The sequence below is a fragment of the Gordonia sp. KTR9 genome, from assembly GCF_000143885.2.
Taxonomy (GTDB): domain Bacteria; phylum Actinomycetota; class Actinomycetes; order Mycobacteriales; family Mycobacteriaceae; genus Gordonia.
In genome coordinates this window covers 2,689,408-2,706,351 of the sequence record NC_018581.1, presented here as the reverse complement: position 1 = coordinate 2,706,351, position 16,944 = coordinate 2,689,408, and the positions used below count along the sequence as shown (strand labels likewise).

Here is a 16,944-nt window from a genome sequence, read left to right as displayed (position 1 = left end):
GACAGTGTTCAATGCTACCTGAGACGCGCCCGGCGGGGAGCTGGCCCGGCCGGATGATCCGCCCGGCCCCGCGGTGGGCGGTCCTCAGCGATATCGCCTGCGTGCCGCGGTCGCGGTGTCGGCGACCGCCGCGGCGACGGCCGGCGCGTCGACGACCCGGACGGCTCCCCCGAATCCGAGCAGGAACCGGGTGAGCCACTCCGGCGAGCCGTAGACGAGCCGGGCGCGGACCGGCAGGTCGGCGTCGGGCCGGTCCTCGACCTTCTCGACGGGTTCGAGCGGGTAGTAGTCGAGGACCCACAGATGGTCGGCGTCGATCTCGATCTCGACAGCCGGGAGATCGGGGTTCTCGGCCACCAGCACCGACTGATTCGATGACGCGGCCTCGGCCGGCGGACGGCTCGGTTCGTCCAGTTCGGACGCGGTGTCGACGCGGTCGAAGCGGAAGAGCCGCACGCCCTCGGCCATCCGGCACCACGCCTCGAGATAGGTGTGCTGATCCATGACCTGCAGACGGATCGGGTCGACCACCCGGTCGGTGACGCTGTCGCGGCCGGCCGAGTAGTAGCGAAGGCGCAGTGCACGAGCGTGCTTGGTGGCCTCGCGGATCGTCGTGTAGGTGGGGTTCTCCCCCGACGGATCGGGAGCCGAGTCGGACGCACCGGCGACCCCGGGCACCGTCGCACCCACCGCTTGCTCGATCTTCGCGATCGCCCGACGAGCCGCCGCCACATCGACGACGCCCGGCGTCTCGACGAGCGCTCGCAGTGCGACGAGGAGCGTGCTGGCCTCCACGGTGGTCAGCCGCAGGGGCCGGTCCATGCCCGCGGTGAACCCGACCGTCACGTAACCCTCACTGAACTCGAGTTCGATGAGGTCATCGGGGTAGTACCCGGGGAGTCCGCAGACGAAGAGGAGTTCGAGATCCTTCGTGAGCTGCGCCTGGGTCACACCGAGTTCGGCGGCGGCCTGGACGATCGAGATGCCGCGGCGGGCCTGGAAGTACGGGACCATCGCCAGCAGGCGGTTGAGGCGGGACGGTGCTGCGGCGGCCATCAGACCGTCACCCCGCTGAGGCGGTCGAGGCTCGCGATGACGAGGTCACGCAGCTCCGGCGGGTCCAGGACGACCGCGTCGCGGCCCACACCCAGGACCATGCGTGCGACCGTGGTGAGCGAGTGGATCTCGAGGGTCACGATGTCGCCGGGGTCGCCGTCGAGGTCGGCGGGCTCGGTCGCCGTCGCGGCCCGGCGGAGGCCGAACGCCCGGTCGGCCGCGACCCAGATCCGCGCGGTGCGGCCGTCGGAACCAGAAGCGGAATCGACAGCCGCCGAGACGATCTGCTGGAGATCGGTACCCGCCGGCACCACGACGGCGTCGGCGGCACCGACCGCGGAGACGGCCGTGATCCGCGACAGCCGGAACGTCCGGGTCGCGTCGCGATCGCGGTCGTGACCGACGACGTACCAGCGGCCCCGGTGCGACACCACTCCCCACGGTTCGACGCGCCGGGTGGTCGGTGCGGCGGCCGCCGACGACCGGTGCCGGAACTCGACCGCACGCCTGTCCTGGACCGCGGCGAGCAGGCCCGCGATGACCTCTTCGGAGCCGAGTGATCTCGACGACCCGCCCGTGGTGATCCCCAGATCGTCCTCGGAACGGACGTCGAGCCCGGCTGCCCGCAGCTTGAGGATCGCCGTCTGCGACAGCGTCGAGACCTCCGGCGTGTCCCACAGCGCGGCGGCCATGGCGATCGCCGCCGCCTCATCGGATTCCAGGGAGATCTCCGGCAATTCGTAGGAGTCGCGGTCGATGCGGTATCCCTCGCCGCCGGCCGCCATCGGCGACCGGCCGGTGACGAGCGGGATCCCGAGATCCCGCAGCTCGTTCTTGTCCCGTTCGAACATCCGGTTGAACGCCTCGTCGGACTGCCCGTCATCGGAGTAGCCGGCAACGTTGCGGCGGATGTACTCCGCGGTGACGTACTGCCGCGTCCACAGCAGGCAGATCACGAGGTTGAGCAGACGCTCGACTTTGGGGGTTGCCACCGGGTCAGGTTAGAACGTGGCCGCTCACCGCGTGCGGAGGCACGCTGCGTTCGCGGGTAACCCGGGCACTCACATCGACGCGATGAGGCGATCGACGCGCTCGTCGACACTGCGGAACGGGTCTTTGCACAACACGGTCCGCTGTGCCTGGTCGTTGAGTTTGAGGTGCACCCAGTCGACGGTGAAGTCGCGGCCCGCCTTCTGCGCGGCCGAGATGAAGTCGCCGCGAAGTTTTGCGCGGGTGGTCTGCGGCGGCTCGTTGACCGCCGTCTTGATCGCCTCGTCGGTGGTCGCCCGGGCGACCAGTCCCTTGCGCATCAACACGTCGAAGACGCCGCGGCCGCGTTTGATGTCGTGGAAGGCCAGGTCGAGTTGCGCGATCTTCGGATCCGACAGTTCCATCGAGTACCGGTTCTGGTAGCGCTCGAAGAGCTTGCGCTTGATGACCCAGTCGATCTCGGTGTCGACCTTGGCGAAATCGTTGCTCTCCACCGCGTCGAGCATGCGGCCCCAGAGGTCGACGACCATGTCCATCTCCGGGTCCGGTCGGCGGTTGGTGAGGTGCTCGACGGCGCGGGCGTGGTACTCGCGCTGGATGTCGAGGGCGCTGGCCTGCCGACCGCCGGCGAGTCGTACCGGCCGTCGCCCCGTAGGGTCGTGGCTGACCTCACGGATCGCGCGGATCGGGTTGTCGAGCGCGAAGTCACGGAACGCGACGCCGGCCTCGATCATCTCCAGCACGAGCGCCGCGGAACCCACCTTGAGGAGGGTCGTCATCTCGGACATGTTCGAGTCGCCGACGATGACGTGCAGCCTGCGGTACTTCTCGGCGTCGGCGTGCGGCTCGTCGCGCGTGTTGATGATTGGACGCGACCTGGTGGTCGCCGAGGAGACGCCCTCCCAGATGTGCTCGGCGCGCTGCGACAGGCAGAACGTCGCCGCCTTGGGGGTCTGCAGGACCTTGCCGGCGCCACAGATCAGCTGGCGGGTCACGAGGAACGGCAGCAGGACGTCGGAGATGCGGGAGAACTCCCCCGCCCGCACGACCAGGTAGTTCTCGTGGCATCCATACGAGTTGCCCGCCGAGTCGGTGTTGTTCTTGAACAGGTAGATGTCGCCGCCGATGCCTTCGTCGGCGAGTCGCTGTTCGGCGTCGACGAGCAGGTCCTCGAGCACGAGCTCGCCCGCCCGGTCGTGGTTGATCAGCTGGATGAGGCTGTCGCACTCCGCGGTCGCGTACTCCGGGTGCGAACCCACGTCGAGATAGAGGCGGGCGCCGTTCTGCAGGAAGACGTTCGACGACCGGCCCCACGACACGACCCGCCGGAAGAGATAACGGGCGACCTCGTCCGGACTCAGGCGGCGGTGGCCGTGGAAGGTGCACGTGACACCGAACTCGGTCTCGATGCCCATGATTCGTCGCTGCACTTGACCAACCCTACTCGCGCGGGCCGCGGCGGACCGGTCGACACGCACCGGCCGCCGCGAGCCGCAGCGTTCTCATCACTGTTCGGTGGACGGCGTCTCACCAGGGGATTCGCCGGAATCGGCGGTCGCGGTCGCGGCCGCCGGGAGCAGACCTTCGACCGTGGACGTCGTGAGGCGCCGGAATGCGCGCCGCGGACGGTTGTGGTCGAGGACCGCGACTTCGAGGTCACCCGCGGCCAACGCCCGACGTTCGGTCGGGGTCCCGCCGCCGTTGTCGGCCGGAGCCGTCAGCGCGTCGACCGCGACACCGATGGCCCGTCCGAGTTCCATGTCCGGCTCGTAGCTCTCCTTGAGCGCGGCCGCGATCGGCTCGGTCGCCCCGCCCATCACGAGAAAGCGTGTCTCGTCGGTGATCGACCCGTCGTAGGAGATCCGGTACAGCTGCGAACGCTTCGGTTTACCCGGTCGGGCGACCTCGGCGACGCAGAGTTCCACCTCGAACGGCTTGGCCTGCTCGGTGAAGACACTGCCGAGTGCGTTCGCGTAGGTGTTGGCCAGGGACAGCCCGGACACGTCGGCACGGTCGTAGCTGTAGCCGCGCATGTCCGCGATCTGGATCCCGGCCTTGCGCAGGCTCTCGAACTCGTTGTACTTGCCCACGGCCGCGAAACCGATCCGGTCGTAGATCTCGCTGGTCTTGCGCAGCGTGTTCGACGGGTTCTCCGCGACGAACAGCACGCCGTCGGCGAAGGTGAGGATCACGACGCTGCGACCCCGGGCGATGCCCTTGCGGGCGAGCTCGGAGCGGTCGCGCATGATCTGCTCGGCGCTGGCGTAATACGGGAAGGTCATCGTGCACCCCCCTGGTGCTCGGCACTCCGGCGTTCGATGACGGCGCGCGCCGCCGCCTCGATGTCGGTCGCGTCCACCTCCCGCGCCCCGTCGGCCCCGACGATCGCGGCCATCGGGAAGATCTTGCGGACCAGATCGGGCCCGCCGGTCGCCGAATCGTCGTCGGCCGCGTCGTACAGCGACTCGACGGCGATCGCGAGTGCCTCGTCGGCGGTCAGGTCGGGGCGGTACAGCTTTTTCAGCGACGACTTGGCGAACACCGACCCCGAGCCGATGGCGGTGTACCCACCGAACTCTTCGTGGCGGTCACCGGCGACGTCGAAGCTGAAGATCCGTCCGCGTTCGCTCGGGTCGTCGTGATCGATGTCGTAACCGACGAGCAGCGGGATGGCGGCCAGGCCCTGCAGGGCGGCGCCGAGATTGCCGCGCACCATCGACGCCAGCCGGCTGACCTTGCCGTCGAGGGTCAGCGGGACGCCCTCGATCTTCTCGTAGTGCTCGAGTTCCACAGTGAACAACCGCACCATCTCGATCGCGATGCCGGCGGTGCCGGCGATCCCGGCGGCCGAGTACTCGTCGGTGATGTAGACCTTCTTGACGTCCCGGGTCGCGATGAGATTGCCCATCGTCGCCCGGCGGTCTCCGGCCAGGACGACCCCGCCCGGATACGACACCGCCACGATCGTCGTACCGTGCGGGATGTCACCGGCGCCGTCCGTGCCGCCGGCGAACGATCCCACGCGGTCGATCTGGGCCTGCGGGAGCTGTTCGGGCGCATGCGTCCGGAGGAAGTCGGTGAACGACGAGATGTCGGCACCGAAAGCGGAACGGGACTGGGACAGCGGGGGCAGTGAACCGAACCTGTCGCTCACTGGCCGCCCTTCTGGACGTAGGCGCGCACGAAGTCCTCGGCGTTCTCCTCCAGCACGTCGTCGATCTCGTCGAGCAGGTCGTCGGTGTCCTCGGCCAGCTTCTCGCGACGTTCTTGTCCGGCGCCGGAATCGGGGCCCACGCCCTCGTCGTCGCCGCCGCCACCACGCTTGGTCTGTTCCTGCGCCATCTGCTGCCTCCTTGAAACCGATCGCCCCTTGGCGGGCTACCGCGGTCGAGGGAGAGTCGGGATCGGGTGTCGCTGTCGCGGCGGTGATCCCTGGTGTCTCGACCCTGCGGAATCGTGTGCTCCCACACTACCTGTGGGGACGACAAGTGTGGCGGAACGAGGCACAAGCCCCGCGTCACGTCAGGTGGTGAGCTGATCCACCAGTTCGGCGGCCGAGTTCACCGAGTCGAGGAGCTTGCCGACGTGCGCCGCGGTACCGCGCAGCGGTTCGAGTGTGGGGATGCGGACCAGCGAGTCCCCGCCCAGGTCGAAGATGACCGAGTCCCAGCTCGCCGCGGCGACGTCGGCACCGAACCGGCGCAGGCACTCACCGCGGAAGTAGGCCCGCGTGTCGCGCGGCGGCTCGCTGATCGCGGCGAGCACGTCGTTCTCGTCGACCAACCGCTTCATCGATCCGCGCGCGACGAGCCGGTTGTACAGCCCCTTGTCGAGCCGGACGTCGGAATACTGCAGGTCGATGAGCTGCAGGCGCGGCGCCGACCACGACAGGTTCTCGCGCTGGCGGAAACCCTCGAGGATGCGCAACTTCGCCGGCCAGTCGAGGATGTCGGCGCACTCCATCGGATCGCGCTCGAGGCGGTCGAGCACGTCGGCCCACGTCTGCAGGACGTGGGCGGCGCGCTCGTCGTCGGAGTGTTCCTGCTCGTGGAATTTCTGGCAGCGTTCCAGATACTCCCGCTGCAGGGCCAGCCCGGTGAGTTCGCGGCCGTTGGTCAGGGCGACGGTCGCCGTGAGCGTCGGGTCGTGGCTGATGGTGTGCACGGCCTGCACCGGTCGCGCGAGTTCGATGTCGGAGAAGTCGACGCCGGCCTCGATGAGATCGAGGACGAGCGCCGTGGTCCCGACCTTGAGGTAGGTGGAGGTCTCGGCGAGGTTGGCGTCGCCGATGATGACGTGCAGGCGCCGGTACCGCTCGGGATCGGCATGCGGTTCGTCGCGGGTGTTGATGATGCCGCGCTTGAGGGTGGTCTCGAGCCCGACCTCGACCTCGATGTAGTCCGACCGCTGTGACAGCTGGTAACCGGCCTCGTCGCCGGACTGTCCGATGCCCACCCGTCCCGAACCGGTGATCACCTGGCGCGAGGCGAAGAAGGTCGTCAGCCCGGCGATGATCGCGGTGAACGGCGTGTCCCGCGCCATGAGGTAGTTCTCATGGGTGCCGTACGACGCGCCTTTGCCGTCGATGTTGTTCTTGTAGAGCTGAAGTTTCGGGGCGCCCGGGACGCTGGCCACGTGGCGGGCCGCGGCCTCCATCACGCGCTCGCCCGCCTTGTCCCAGATGACCGCGTCCATGGGGTCGGTGACCTCGGGGGCGGAGTACTCGGGGTGGGCGTGGTCGACGTAGAGCCGGGCGCCGTTGGTGAGGATCATGTTGGCCGCACCGATCTCGTCGGCGTCGATGATCGGAGCCGGCCCGGACCCGCGGCCGAGGTCGAAACCACGGGCGTCGCGCAGAGGCGACTCCACCTCGTAGTCCCAGCGTGTCCGCTTCGCGCGCGGCACTCCCGCGGCCGCGGCGTAGGCGAGAACGGCCTGCGTGGACGTCATGATCGGGTTCGCGGTCGGGTCGCCGGGCGCGGAGATTCCGTACTCGACCTCGGTCCCGATGATTCGCTGCATCCTTCGAGGGTAGAGGTTCATTCGCCGCCGGTCGCAACCACCGCATGTGCGCAGTACGGTCGACGCCGTGAAAGCATTCCGCCGGTTCACCGTTCGAGTCCCGCTGCCCGACCGCATCGCGGACCTCGCGCCGTTGTCGCACAACCTGCGCTGGGCCTGGCACCTCCCCACCCAGGAATTGTTCGCCACGATCGATCCGCACCTGTGGTCTTCGACCGGCGATCCGCTCCGGGTCCTCGCCGAGGCCGACCCGCGACGACTGGCCGAGCTGGCGGCCGACGAGGACTTCGTGGCGCGGGTGACCGACGCATACGCCGACCTCCGGGAGTATCTCGACGCACCGCAGTGGTTCCAGAGGTACGCGGCGGGATCATCGGGCGAGGACCGTGCCGGACAGGACCGGGTGGTGCCGCCCGGAATCGCCTACTTCTCCATGGAGTTCGGCGTCTCGGAGGTCCTCCCGATCTACTCCGGCGGCCTCGGCATCCTCGCCGGTGACCACCTGAAGGCGGCCTCCGACCTCGGCCTGCCGCTGATCGGCGTCGGATTGCTGTACCGGTCCGGCTACTTCCGCCAGGGCCTCGACCACGACGGATGGCAGATCGAGCGGTATCCCGTGAACGACCCCGCCGAACTCCCCCTGACCCTTCTGCACCGCCGGGAACACGACGGAACCGGCGGCGGCGTCAGCCGCGTCGACGACGAGGACCCGGTCATCATCGAGGTCGCGATGCCCGATGGCGCGACCCTGTCGGCTCAGGTGTGGGTGGCGTCCGTGGGGCGAATCCCGTTGCTGCTCCTCGACTCCGACATCGCCCACAACGACGATCAGCCCGACGGGGCCGCCCTGCGCGCCGTGACCGACCGGCTGTACGGCGGCGACCAGGAGCACCGGATCGCGCAGGAGATCCTGCTGGGCATCGGTGGCGTGCGCGCGCTGCGCGAGTACATGCGCATCGCCGGCCGGGACGAGCCGACGGTGTTCCACATGAACGAAGGACACGCGGGCTTCCTCGGGGTGGAACGCATCCGGGAGCTCGTGGCCGGCGGTCTCGACTTCGACACCGCGGAGGCGGTGGTCCGCGCGTCGAACGTCTTCACGACCCACACCCCCGTGCCGGCCGGTATCGACCGGTTCCCCGCGGACCTCGTGGCCCGGTATCTCGACGCCGACGACGGTGGCGGGTCCCGCCTGCTCCCGGGGCTGGCCGCGGCGACGGTCGTCGAACTCGGCGACGAGGCCGACCCGGGTGTGTTCAACATGGCACACATGGGATTTCGGCTCGGACAACGCAGCAACGGGGTCTCCCGACTGCACGGTGCGGTGAGTCGCGAGATGTTCGCCGACCTCTGGCCGGGTTTCGACGCCGCCGACGTCCCCATCGGAGCGGTCACCAACGGTGTGCACGGTCCGACCTGGGTGGCCCCTCAGTGGCGCGACTTCGCCGGCGGAGACGAGGATTCCGCGGCCGAGGTGTATGCGGGCCTGTCCGACGAGACCATCTGGCAGACGCATGAGGAGTTACGTGCGGGACTCGTCGGTGAGGTGCGCCGCCGTGCTCGCGCCAGCGGCCTCGAGCGGGGCTTCACCGATGCCGAACTGGGTTGGACCGCCGACCTGTTCGACCCGCACGTGCTGACGATCGGGTTCGCCCGGCGGGCGGCCACGTACAAACGCCTCACCCTGATGCTCCGCGATCCCGAGCGCATGCGCGCCATCCTCACCGACCCCGATCGGCCGGTGCAGCTCGTCATCGCGGGCAAGGCGCATCCCGCCGACGACGGGGGCAAATCACTGATCCAGCAGGTCGTGCGGTTCACCGAGGATCCGGAACTGCGCGGCCGAATCGTGTTCCTCCCCGACTACGACATCTCCATGGCTCGCGCCATCTACGCGGGTTGCGATGTGTGGCTGAACAACCCGGTGCGGCCGATGGAGGCCTGCGGGACGTCGGGGATGAAGTCGGCGCTGAACGGAGGGCTCAATCTGTCGATTCTCGACGGCTGGTGGGACGAGATGGCCGACGGCGAGAACGGCTGGGCCATCCCCTCGGCGGAGGGCATCGCCGACGAGCACCGTCGCGACGACCTCGAGGCGCAGGCGCTGTACACGCTCCTGGAGGAGACGGTGATCCCGCTGTTCTACCGCCGCGACGAGAACGGGGTGCCCCGCCGGTGGGTGGAGATGATGCGTCACACGCTCACCCGACTGGGGCCGCGAGTGCTGGCGTCGCGCATGGTCCGCGACTACACCACCGACCTCTACTGCCCGGCGGCGAAGGCCTACGAATCCGCGTGCACCGACTCGTATGCGGGTGCACGCGACCTCGCGGCCTTCCGCCGGACGCTGGAGACCGGATGGTCATCGGTACTGGTGGCCGGGGTCGAGGACGAGACGCGCGCGGACGGCCTCCACGTCACGGCGCACGTCGCACTCGGAGACCTGGCACCGGAGTCGGTGGCGGTCCAGGTCGTGCTCGGCCGGGTCGGCGACGACGATGACATCCTCGATCCGACGTTCACCGACATGACGCCCGAACCCGACCGCGATGCATCGGACCGGGTGGTGTTCTCCGCACTCGTGCCGCCGTCGGCGTCGGGCCGACTCGGCTACACCGTCCGGGTGCTGCCGAGTCATCCGCAGCTGTCCGCCGAATCCGAACTCGGCCTGGTGCGCTTCCCGACGTCGACCGGTGGGAGTCCACACCTGGCCTGACCGGCGGCCGTGGGACAGATCCGCCGGACACCGGAGGAGAATTCAGGGTTGTCCCGGATGTCGCCACCCGCGTCGTGCCGCCACACTGATCGGACGGTGCGGTGACGGGAGAAGCGAATGGCCTTGTCGTCGGCGGTCGCTCGGACGGCCTCGCGGATCGCCTCGCTGCTGGGTCAGCGCCGGATGCGCCTGGTCGCCGTGCTGAACAAGTACGTGACCAATCCGGTCGTGCGGCTCTGGGCCGGACGGGTGCCCGGCATGGCGGTGATCGAGCACGTGGGCCGTCGTAGTGGGCGTCGCTACCGCACGCCGGTCATGGCCGTCGTATCGGATCACCGATTCTGGGTCGTCCTGAACTACGGCGCCGGATCGGACTGGGTCGCCAATGTGACCGCCGCACAGGAAGCCACGGTCCGGCACCGCGGCCGGCGGCACCGGATCGAGAACGTGCGCGTCGAACCGGCGTCAATCAGTGCGATACCACTCCCCGATCGTCTCGACGCCGACCGGAAGGTGCTGTGCGCCACGATGCGGGACGCCTGAGGGACGGACCCGCGCGTCAGCGTTTCGTGAGACCAGGCGTCAGCGCTTCTTCAGACGCAGACGCGAGTAGGTGAACGCGAGCAGCAGCGCGCTGATCACCGCGAGCACCCCGTACGCCAGCGCGGTGTGGGCGATCGACGTCTCCCACAGCGTGATCCGCTGCGGGGCGGCGACATTGATGCTGTAGAGGTCGACACTGCCGGCCGCGGCCACGTAGCCCCAGAAGGACGGGAAGATCCACGACAACTGCTCCAGCCCGACGCCGTCGAGCTTGAAGAGCCCGCCGCAGAACACCAACTGGACCATCACGACGATGACCAGCGGCGGCATGACCTGCTCGTTGGACTTCACGGCCGACGAGATGGCCAGTCCGACCAGCGTGCTCACACAGGCCAGGACAGCCACCGCGACCAGCAACGCGAGCGGCGGCGGCAGGATCGGTCCGCCGAAGTCGGGCAGCCCGCGACCGGCGAAGGTGATGCCGACCATGATGATCGTCTGCAGGACCGCGGCGACGAAGAACACGACGATCTTCGCGAAAAGGTATGCGCCGGGCCGCAATCCGACCGCACGCTCGCGTTCGAAGATGTCGCGCTCACCGACCAGATCGCGCACGGTCAGTGCCGCACCCATGAACGCCGCGCCGACGACGAGCACGACCAGGATCTGGATCGCCTCCGCGCCGTCCTTGGGTGGAGGCGCGTTGGGGATCACCTCGAGACGCGCGAATCCGCTCGAACCCGGGATCACCAGCGTGAGCAACCCCAACACGACCGGCAGCAACACGAGGAACACCAGGTAGCCGACGTCGGCGAAGATCAGCCGTACCTGACGTCGGGCGATGGTCGACGACTGGCGGGGGAAGCTTGTGTGCGGCACCGGTATCGGTGGGCCGGGAGGACGCTGGGGCGGCGGTGGAGCGGGTGCGCGGCGGTGCCGGTCCAGGTACCGCATGTGCGCGGTGTCCGGCTGGTCGGCGACGTAGGCGAAGATCTCGGCCCAGTCGGAGGTGCCCATCTCGCCCTCGACCTGTCCGGGCGGGCCGCAGAAGGATGTCTTGCCGCCGGGGGCGAGCAGCAGCACCTGGTCGCACATGGACAGGTAGGTCAGTGAGTGCGTGACCACGAGAACCACACGTCCGGCGTCGGCGAGCCGGCGGAGCGTGGCCATCACCTGGCGGTCGAGAGCGGGATCGAGACCGGAGGTCGGCTCGTCGAGGATCAGCAGCGACGGGCCCGTCAGCAGCTCCATGGCCACCGACGCACGCTTCTGCTGGCCGCCGGACAGCTTCTCCACCCTGGTGTCGACGTGCTCGGTCAGCTGCAGCTCACTGAGCACCCCGTCGATCACCCGGTCCCGGTCGGCCTTCGAGAGGTCGGGTGGCAGGCGCAGTTCCGCGGCATAACGCAACGCCTGTCGTAGCGTCAGCTTGTGGTGCAGCACGTCTTTCTGCGGCACCATGCCGATGCGGGTGCGCAGCGCGTCGTACTCGGCGTGCACGTTGCGGCTCTCGAAGGTGACCAGGCCGCTCGTCGGCGAGTTGAGTCCGGCCGCGATCCTCGACACCGTCGACTTACCCGCGCCCGACGGGCCGATCACCGCGGTCAACGTGCCGGGACTGGCACTGAACTCGACGTCGGCCAGCAACCGCTTCCCGCCGTCGACGACGAGGCTGACCCCGTGGACATGGAGCCCGTCGGCGACCGCGGCACTCTCCTGGCCGCGCATCAGGGTTCCGCCGGACACCACGAAGTCGCTGTTGCCGATCGTGACGACGTCACCGTCGGTCAGCGGGGCGCTCGACACCCGCCGGCCGTTGACGAAGGTCCCGTTGACGCTGCCGAGATCCTCGATGACGAGGGCGGCCCCGCGGCTGGACACCTGCGCGTGATGCCGCGACGCCAGCACATCGCTGACCACGATGTCGTTGTCGGGCGTGCGACCGATCCGCTGGACCCCGCGCAGTGAGATCGACTCGCGCTCCGGCGGAGTCGGCGCGCCGGGCAGCCGGTAGACCGCGGACACGTTCTGCTGCAGCGCCTGCAGATGCGGCGCGTTCAACACTTCCTGCGGCATCGGATCCGTGCCGCCGAATACCCGCCCGCCCGCTCCGCTTCCGGCGCGCTCGCCGGGACGGCCGTATCCGCCGGGTGCGCGCGCGGGCATCTGCCCGGAGGCCGGGACTCCGGCGGGCGGGAAACCCGCCGAGCGGGGACCCGACGCGGGATGGCCCGACTGCATCGGGCGCGAGACCGGCGGAACCGGCCGGGGCGGCATACCGCGACCGGGAGCCGGCGAGTCGACCACGAGATCGACGACCGGACCGGTCGTCACGTCGCCGAGGCGCACCTGCATCGAGCCCGGCACCATGAACTCGGCCATCCGCTGACCGTTGACGAAAAAGCCGTTCGTGCTCCCGATGTCGACCAGACACCAGGCCGCCCCGCGCCACTCGATGGCCAGATGCCGGCGCGACACCATCGGGTGGTTGATCACGATGTCGTTGTCGGGCTCGCGCCCGAGGGTGACGCGCGGGGACCCGCCCAGTGGATGCGGTGCCCCACCGTCGACGATCACTCGTCCACGCGCCATCGATGTGTTGTTCATCGCCGACAACTCTAGTGCCTGAACGCGCTGTTCACGCGGTTCTGTCGAGCAGACAGCCGACCCCGTGGGAGTCGGCTGTCTGCTCGGCGGATGTGTCGGTCGTTACAGGTACTGGCCCGTGTTCGTCTCGGTGTCGATGGCGCGGCTCGCGCCGGCGCTCTTGCCCGTGACCAGGGTGCGGATGTAGACGATCCGCTCGCCCTTCTTGCCCGAGATCCGGGCCCAGTCGTCGGGGTTGGTCGTGTTGGGCAGATCCTCGTTCTCCGCGAACTCGTCGAGGATGGAATCGAAGAGATGCTGCACACGCAGACCCGGCGCACCTGTGTCGAGTTGCGACTTGATCGCGTACTTCTTGGCGCGGTCGACGACGTTCTGGATCATCGCGCCGGAGTTGAAGTCCTTGAAGTACATGATCTCTTTGTCGCCATTGGCATAGGTGACCTCGAGGAACCGGTTGTCCTCGCTCTCGGCGTACATCCGCTCGACGACCTTCTCGATCATCGCGTTGACGCAGGCCGTGCGATCACCGCCGAACTCGCCGATGTCGTCGGCGTGGATCGGCAGCTCCTCGGTCAGGTACTTCGAGAAGATGTCGATCGCCGACTCGGCGTCGGGACGTTCGATCTTGATCTTCACGTCGAGACGTCCCGGACGCAGGATCGCGGGATCGATCATGTCCTCGCGGTTCGACGCACCGATCACGATGACATTCTCGAGGCCCTCGACACCATCGATCTCGCTGAGCAGCTGCGGGACCACGGTGGTCTCCACGTCCGAGGAGACACCCGAGCCACGTGTGCGGAAGATCGAGTCCATCTCGTCGAAGAACACGATGACCGGTGTGCCCTCCGAGGCCTTCTCCCGCGCGCGCTGGAAGATCAGCCGGATGTGCCGCTCGGTCTCACCGACGAACTTGTTGAGCAGTTCGGGGCCCTTGATGTTGAGGAAGTACGACTTCGCCTCCTTGGCGTCGTCGCCGCGCACCTGCGCGATCTTCTTCGCCAGGGAGTTGGCCACCGCCTTGGCGATGAGCGTCTTTCCACACCCGGGCGGACCGTAGAGCAGCACGCCCTTCGGCGGACGCAGCTGGTAGTCGCGGAACAGGTCCTTGTGCAGGAACGGGAGTTCGACGGCATCGCGGATCTGCTCGATCTGACGACCGAGGCCGCCGATGTCCTCGTACCCGACGTCCGGGACCTCCTCGAGGACGAGATCCTCCACCTCGGCCTTGGGCACCCGCTCGAAGGCGAAGCCGGCCTTGGTGTCGATGAGCAACGAGTCACCGGGGCGCAGCTTGCGACGCAGACCGTCCTCACCGTCGACCTCGCCGAGGAGCGGTTCGGCCAGCCAGACCACCCGCTCTTCGTCGGCATGGCCGACGACCAGGGCGCGTTTGCCGTCGCCGAGCACCTCACGCAGCGTGCTGATCTCGCCGACGGTGTCGAACTCACAGGCCTCGACGATGGTCAGCGCCTCGTTCAGGCGCAGGGTCTGGCCCTTGGTCAGCGTCTCGGTGTCGATGTTGGGTGAACACGTCAGCCGCATCTTGCGGCCGGAGGTGAACACGTCGACGGTGGCGTCGGGATGCACGTCCAGCAGTACGCCGTACCCGCTCGGCGGCTGACCGAGACGGTCGACCTCCTCGCGGAGTGCGATGAGTTGCTGGCGGGCTTCCTTGAGAGTGTCGAGCAGCTTCGCGTTGCGTGCGGTGAGGCTGTCCACACGCTCCTGGAGATCCCCGGCCGGCCGGCCGGCTGCGCCTCGCGCAGACGGGTCCGAGCCGCTCCGCGACAGTGGCGGAGTGTAGGCGGGGACGAAGCCCTCGTCGGATGCACTGGCGCTCTCGGGAACCGCGCGGTCCCCCAGTGCGTCGTGGCGGTCAGATTCGGTCATTGCTGACTCCTCTCGCCGGCAATCACCCGATCCCTCGATCGGAATGCTCGCGCCGTATCCCTACGCTACCGGCCGCGACGCGGAATCGCCGTCTGCCGCGCAATCGCCGGTGTTGACGGTGTGTTAAATGTGCGTCTTCGCAACGTATTCGCGATGTTTCACCGCGACCGCGGGCGGGATCAGCCCTTGCTGGGGCGACGCTGCGGACGCAGCGTGGTGGTTCCGTCGGCCAGGCGCCGAGCGGTGATCAGAAAGGCCGTGTGGCCTTGCATTTTGTGCTCGGGCCGCACCGCGAGTCCCACCGCACTCCACTCACGCAGGAGCGTCTCCCACGCCCGGGGCTCGGTCCAGCACTCCTGCTCGCGCAGGGCTTCCATCACCCGGGACAGCTGGGTGACGGTCGCCACGTACACCGTCAAGACCCCGCCTGGTTTCAACACCGTGCGGACGACGTCGAGGGGTTCCCAGGGCGCGAGCATGTCCAGGATGACCCGGTCGAAGCGTTCGTCCTGGTCCACGTTCGCCAGGTCGTCGACGGTCAGGTGCCAGTTGGCGGGGCGGCCGCCGAAGAAGGTCTCGACGTTGCGGATCGCGTGCTCGGCGTGGTCGTCCCGGATCTCGTAGGAGACGACTTCGCCCTCGGCGCCGACCGCCCGCAGCAACGAACACGTCAGCGCACCCGAACCGGCACCGGCCTCGAGAACACGAGCACCCGGGAAGATGTCGCCCTCGAGCACGATCTGCGCCGCGTCCTTGGGGTAGATGACCTGGGCTCCGCGCGGCATCGACAGCACGTAGTCGACCAGCAGCGGCCGCAACGCGAGATACTGGGTCCCGCTCGTCGCGGAGACGATGCTGCCCTCGGGCGAGCCGATCAGATCGTCGTGCGAGATGGCACCCCGATGGGTGTGGAACTGCTTCCCCTCGTCGAGCAGCACCGTGAACTTGCGCCCCTTCGCATCGGTCAGCTGAACCCGGTCGCCGACGACGAACGGTCCGGTGGTGGGCACTGGTGCTTCCTCTCGTGAACGATCCGAACCCGCGCGACTCGGCGCCGGTTCGTGGGCCGTGTGGACGTTACCCGACGACGTGGGCCGAACCCGCCTCGTGTCGCCCCGCCGGACCGGCGAGCGACTTTCCGGTGTGGCGACTGCGAGTGTCGGGACGCCGGCCTGTCGGGACCGGCGCCTACCCTGCGAAGGGTGAGCACGATGACCGGAGTCGGGGACACCTCCACCAGCACGACGCGGGCAACGGCACCGGACACCCCCGGGTCGGACGGCCGGGGCATCGTCGGGCGGCCGCTGGCCCTGTCCCCGTCCCGGGCCGCCGACTTCAAGCAGTGCCCCCTTCTCTATCGCTACCGCGCGATCGACCGCTTCCCGGAAACACCCACGACCGCCCAGACCCGGGGCACCGTCGTGCACGCTGCCTTGGAGAACCTGTTCGACCTCCCGGCCGAACTCCGCACCCAGGATTCGGCCGAGCTGCTGGTCGAGGGCGCCTGGGCGGCGCTGTGCGAGGGCGACCCGGAACTGGCGAAGGTCGTCGGAGTAGACGGGCAGGAGGCGTTCCTCGCGGATGCGCAGAAGCTCATCGCCACCTACTACACGATGGAGAACCCCACCGCCTTCGACGCCGACGCGGTGGAGGAACACGTCGAGATCGACGCCGACGACATGCTGATGCGCGGCTTCATCGACCGCATCGACGTCGCGCCGACCGGTGAGATCCGCGTCGTCGACTACAAGACCGGACGATCCCCGGGCCAGGCCTACGAGGCGAAGGCGCTGTTCCAGATGAAGTTCTATGCGCTCGCGATCCTGCGCACGCGCGGGGTGGTTCCGGCCCGGTTGCAACTGATGTACCTCTCCGACGGGCAGCAGTTGATCTATCGCCCGGACCACGACGAACTGCTCCGTTTCGAGCGCACCCTGCGTGCGATATGGCAGGCGATCCGCGCAGCCGTGGTCTCGGGTGATTTCCGGCCGAAGAAGTCGTGGCTGTGCAAGTTCTGCGAGCACCACGCCCGCTGTCCCGAGTTCGGGGGCGAAGTCCCGCCGTACCCCGGTCCACCGGCGGGTTTCGCGGCCTGACCGACACCGGAACCGGGGTCC

At 68.6% G+C, this 16,944-nt stretch carries 13 protein-coding genes; 3 read left to right on the top strand and 10 right to left on the bottom strand.

Going from position 1 to position 16,944, the window contains the following annotated elements:
* Positions 1-84 precede the first annotated feature (84 nt).
* From KTR9_RS13105 to dop, 7 genes are all read right to left on the bottom strand, one after another.
* Positions 85-1,056 carry a helix-turn-helix transcriptional regulator gene (locus KTR9_RS13105; protein ID WP_014926737.1) on the bottom strand — a complete coding sequence of 324 codons (972 nt, stop codon included), beginning with the start codon at positions 1,054-1,056 and terminating at the stop codon, positions 85-87.
* Positions 1,056-2,048: a helix-turn-helix transcriptional regulator gene (locus KTR9_RS13100; protein ID WP_010841092.1), complete on the bottom strand. Its 993-nt coding sequence runs from the start codon at positions 2,046-2,048 to the stop codon at positions 1,056-1,058. Before KTR9_RS13100 ends, KTR9_RS13105 begins: the two co-directional genes overlap by 1 nt.
* 69 nt (positions 2,049-2,117) lie before the next feature.
* A complete protein-coding gene (pafA, locus tag KTR9_RS13095; protein WP_010841091.1) occupies positions 2,118-3,476 on the bottom strand; it encodes a Pup--protein ligase in 1,359 nt (452 codons plus the stop codon).
* A 75-nt stretch (positions 3,477-3,551) separates the two neighbouring features.
* Positions 3,552-4,328 (bottom strand): proteasome subunit alpha, encoded by a 777-nt coding sequence (prcA, locus tag KTR9_RS13090; protein WP_014926735.1) that lies wholly within the window; start codon positions 4,326-4,328, stop codon positions 3,552-3,554.
* The gene (gene prcB / locus KTR9_RS13085) at positions 4,325-5,200 is read right to left on the bottom strand and encodes a proteasome subunit beta (protein ID WP_010841089.1); all 876 of its coding nucleotides are present in this window, start codon (positions 5,198-5,200) and stop codon (positions 4,325-4,327) included. Before prcB ends, prcA begins: the two co-directional genes overlap by 4 nt.
* A complete protein-coding gene (locus KTR9_RS13080) occupies positions 5,197-5,388 on the bottom strand; it encodes a ubiquitin-like protein Pup (protein ID WP_004019064.1) in 192 nt (63 codons plus the stop codon). Before KTR9_RS13080 ends, prcB begins: the two co-directional genes overlap by 4 nt.
* A 180-nt stretch (positions 5,389-5,568) precedes the next feature.
* Positions 5,569-7,068 carry a depupylase/deamidase Dop gene (dop, locus tag KTR9_RS13075; protein ID WP_010841088.1) on the bottom strand — a complete coding sequence of 500 codons (1,500 nt, stop codon included), beginning with the start codon at positions 7,066-7,068 and terminating at the stop codon, positions 5,569-5,571.
* A 67-nt stretch (positions 7,069-7,135) separates the two neighbouring features.
* Here dop and glgP point away from each other — a divergent pair, with 67 nt between their 5' ends.
* A complete protein-coding gene (gene glgP / locus KTR9_RS13070; protein ID WP_044506645.1) occupies positions 7,136-9,784 on the top strand; it encodes an alpha-glucan family phosphorylase in 2,649 nt (882 codons plus the stop codon).
* Positions 9,785-9,901: 117 nt separating this feature from the next.
* Positions 9,902-10,327, top strand: a complete 426-nt coding sequence (locus KTR9_RS13065) for a nitroreductase family deazaflavin-dependent oxidoreductase (protein ID WP_014926733.1) — start codon at positions 9,902-9,904, stop codon at positions 10,325-10,327.
* Between the two features lie 39 nt (positions 10,328-10,366).
* On the opposite strand, the gene KTR9_RS13060 is transcribed toward KTR9_RS13065, so the two are convergent.
* From KTR9_RS13060 to KTR9_RS13050, 3 genes are all read right to left on the bottom strand, one after another.
* On the bottom strand, positions 10,367-12,919 hold the full coding sequence (locus KTR9_RS13060; RefSeq protein WP_044507905.1) for an FHA domain-containing protein: 2,553 nt from the start codon (positions 12,917-12,919) through the stop codon (positions 10,367-10,369).
* Between the two features lie 117 nt (positions 12,920-13,036).
* Positions 13,037-14,827: a proteasome ATPase gene (gene arc / locus KTR9_RS13055; RefSeq protein WP_010841084.1), complete on the bottom strand. Its 1,791-nt coding sequence runs from the start codon at positions 14,825-14,827 to the stop codon at positions 13,037-13,039.
* 179 nt (positions 14,828-15,006) lie between these two features.
* Positions 15,007-15,837, bottom strand: a complete 831-nt coding sequence (locus KTR9_RS13050) for a tRNA (adenine-N1)-methyltransferase (RefSeq protein ID WP_010841083.1) — start codon at positions 15,835-15,837, stop codon at positions 15,007-15,009.
* A gap of 201 nt (positions 15,838-16,038) precedes the next feature.
* On the opposite strand from KTR9_RS13050, the gene KTR9_RS13045 reads away from it, so the two are divergent.
* Positions 16,039-16,923, top strand: coding sequence for a RecB family exonuclease (locus tag KTR9_RS13045; RefSeq protein ID WP_010841082.1), 885 nt, complete (start codon positions 16,039-16,041; stop codon positions 16,921-16,923).
* Positions 16,924-16,944 lie beyond the last annotated feature (21 nt).

Excerpts from the sequence above, each read along its gene's own strand:
- arc (WP_010841084.1), bottom strand. The coding sequence starts at position 14,827 with ATGACCGAATCTGACCGCCACGACGCACTGGGGGACCGCGCGGTTCCC.
- dop (WP_010841088.1), bottom strand. The coding sequence starts at position 7,068 with ATGCAGCGAATCATCGGGACCGAGGTCGAGTACGGAATCTCCGCGCCC.
- KTR9_RS13080 (WP_004019064.1), bottom strand. The coding sequence starts at position 5,388 with ATGGCGCAGGAACAGACCAAGCGTGGTGGCGGCGGCGACGACGAGGGC.
- prcA (WP_014926735.1), bottom strand. The coding sequence starts at position 4,328 with ATGACCTTCCCGTATTACGCCAGCGCCGAGCAGATCATGCGCGACCGC.
- KTR9_RS13105 (WP_014926737.1), bottom strand. The coding sequence starts at position 1,056 with ATGGCCGCCGCAGCACCGTCCCGCCTCAACCGCCTGCTGGCGATGGTC.
- KTR9_RS13060 (WP_044507905.1), bottom strand. The coding sequence starts at position 12,919 with ATGGCGCGTGGACGAGTGATCGTCGACGGTGGGGCACCGCATCCACTG.
- KTR9_RS13065 (WP_014926733.1), top strand. The coding sequence starts at position 9,902 with ATGGCCTTGTCGTCGGCGGTCGCTCGGACGGCCTCGCGGATCGCCTCG.
- KTR9_RS13045 (WP_010841082.1), top strand. The coding sequence starts at position 16,039 with ATGACCGGAGTCGGGGACACCTCCACCAGCACGACGCGGGCAACGGCA.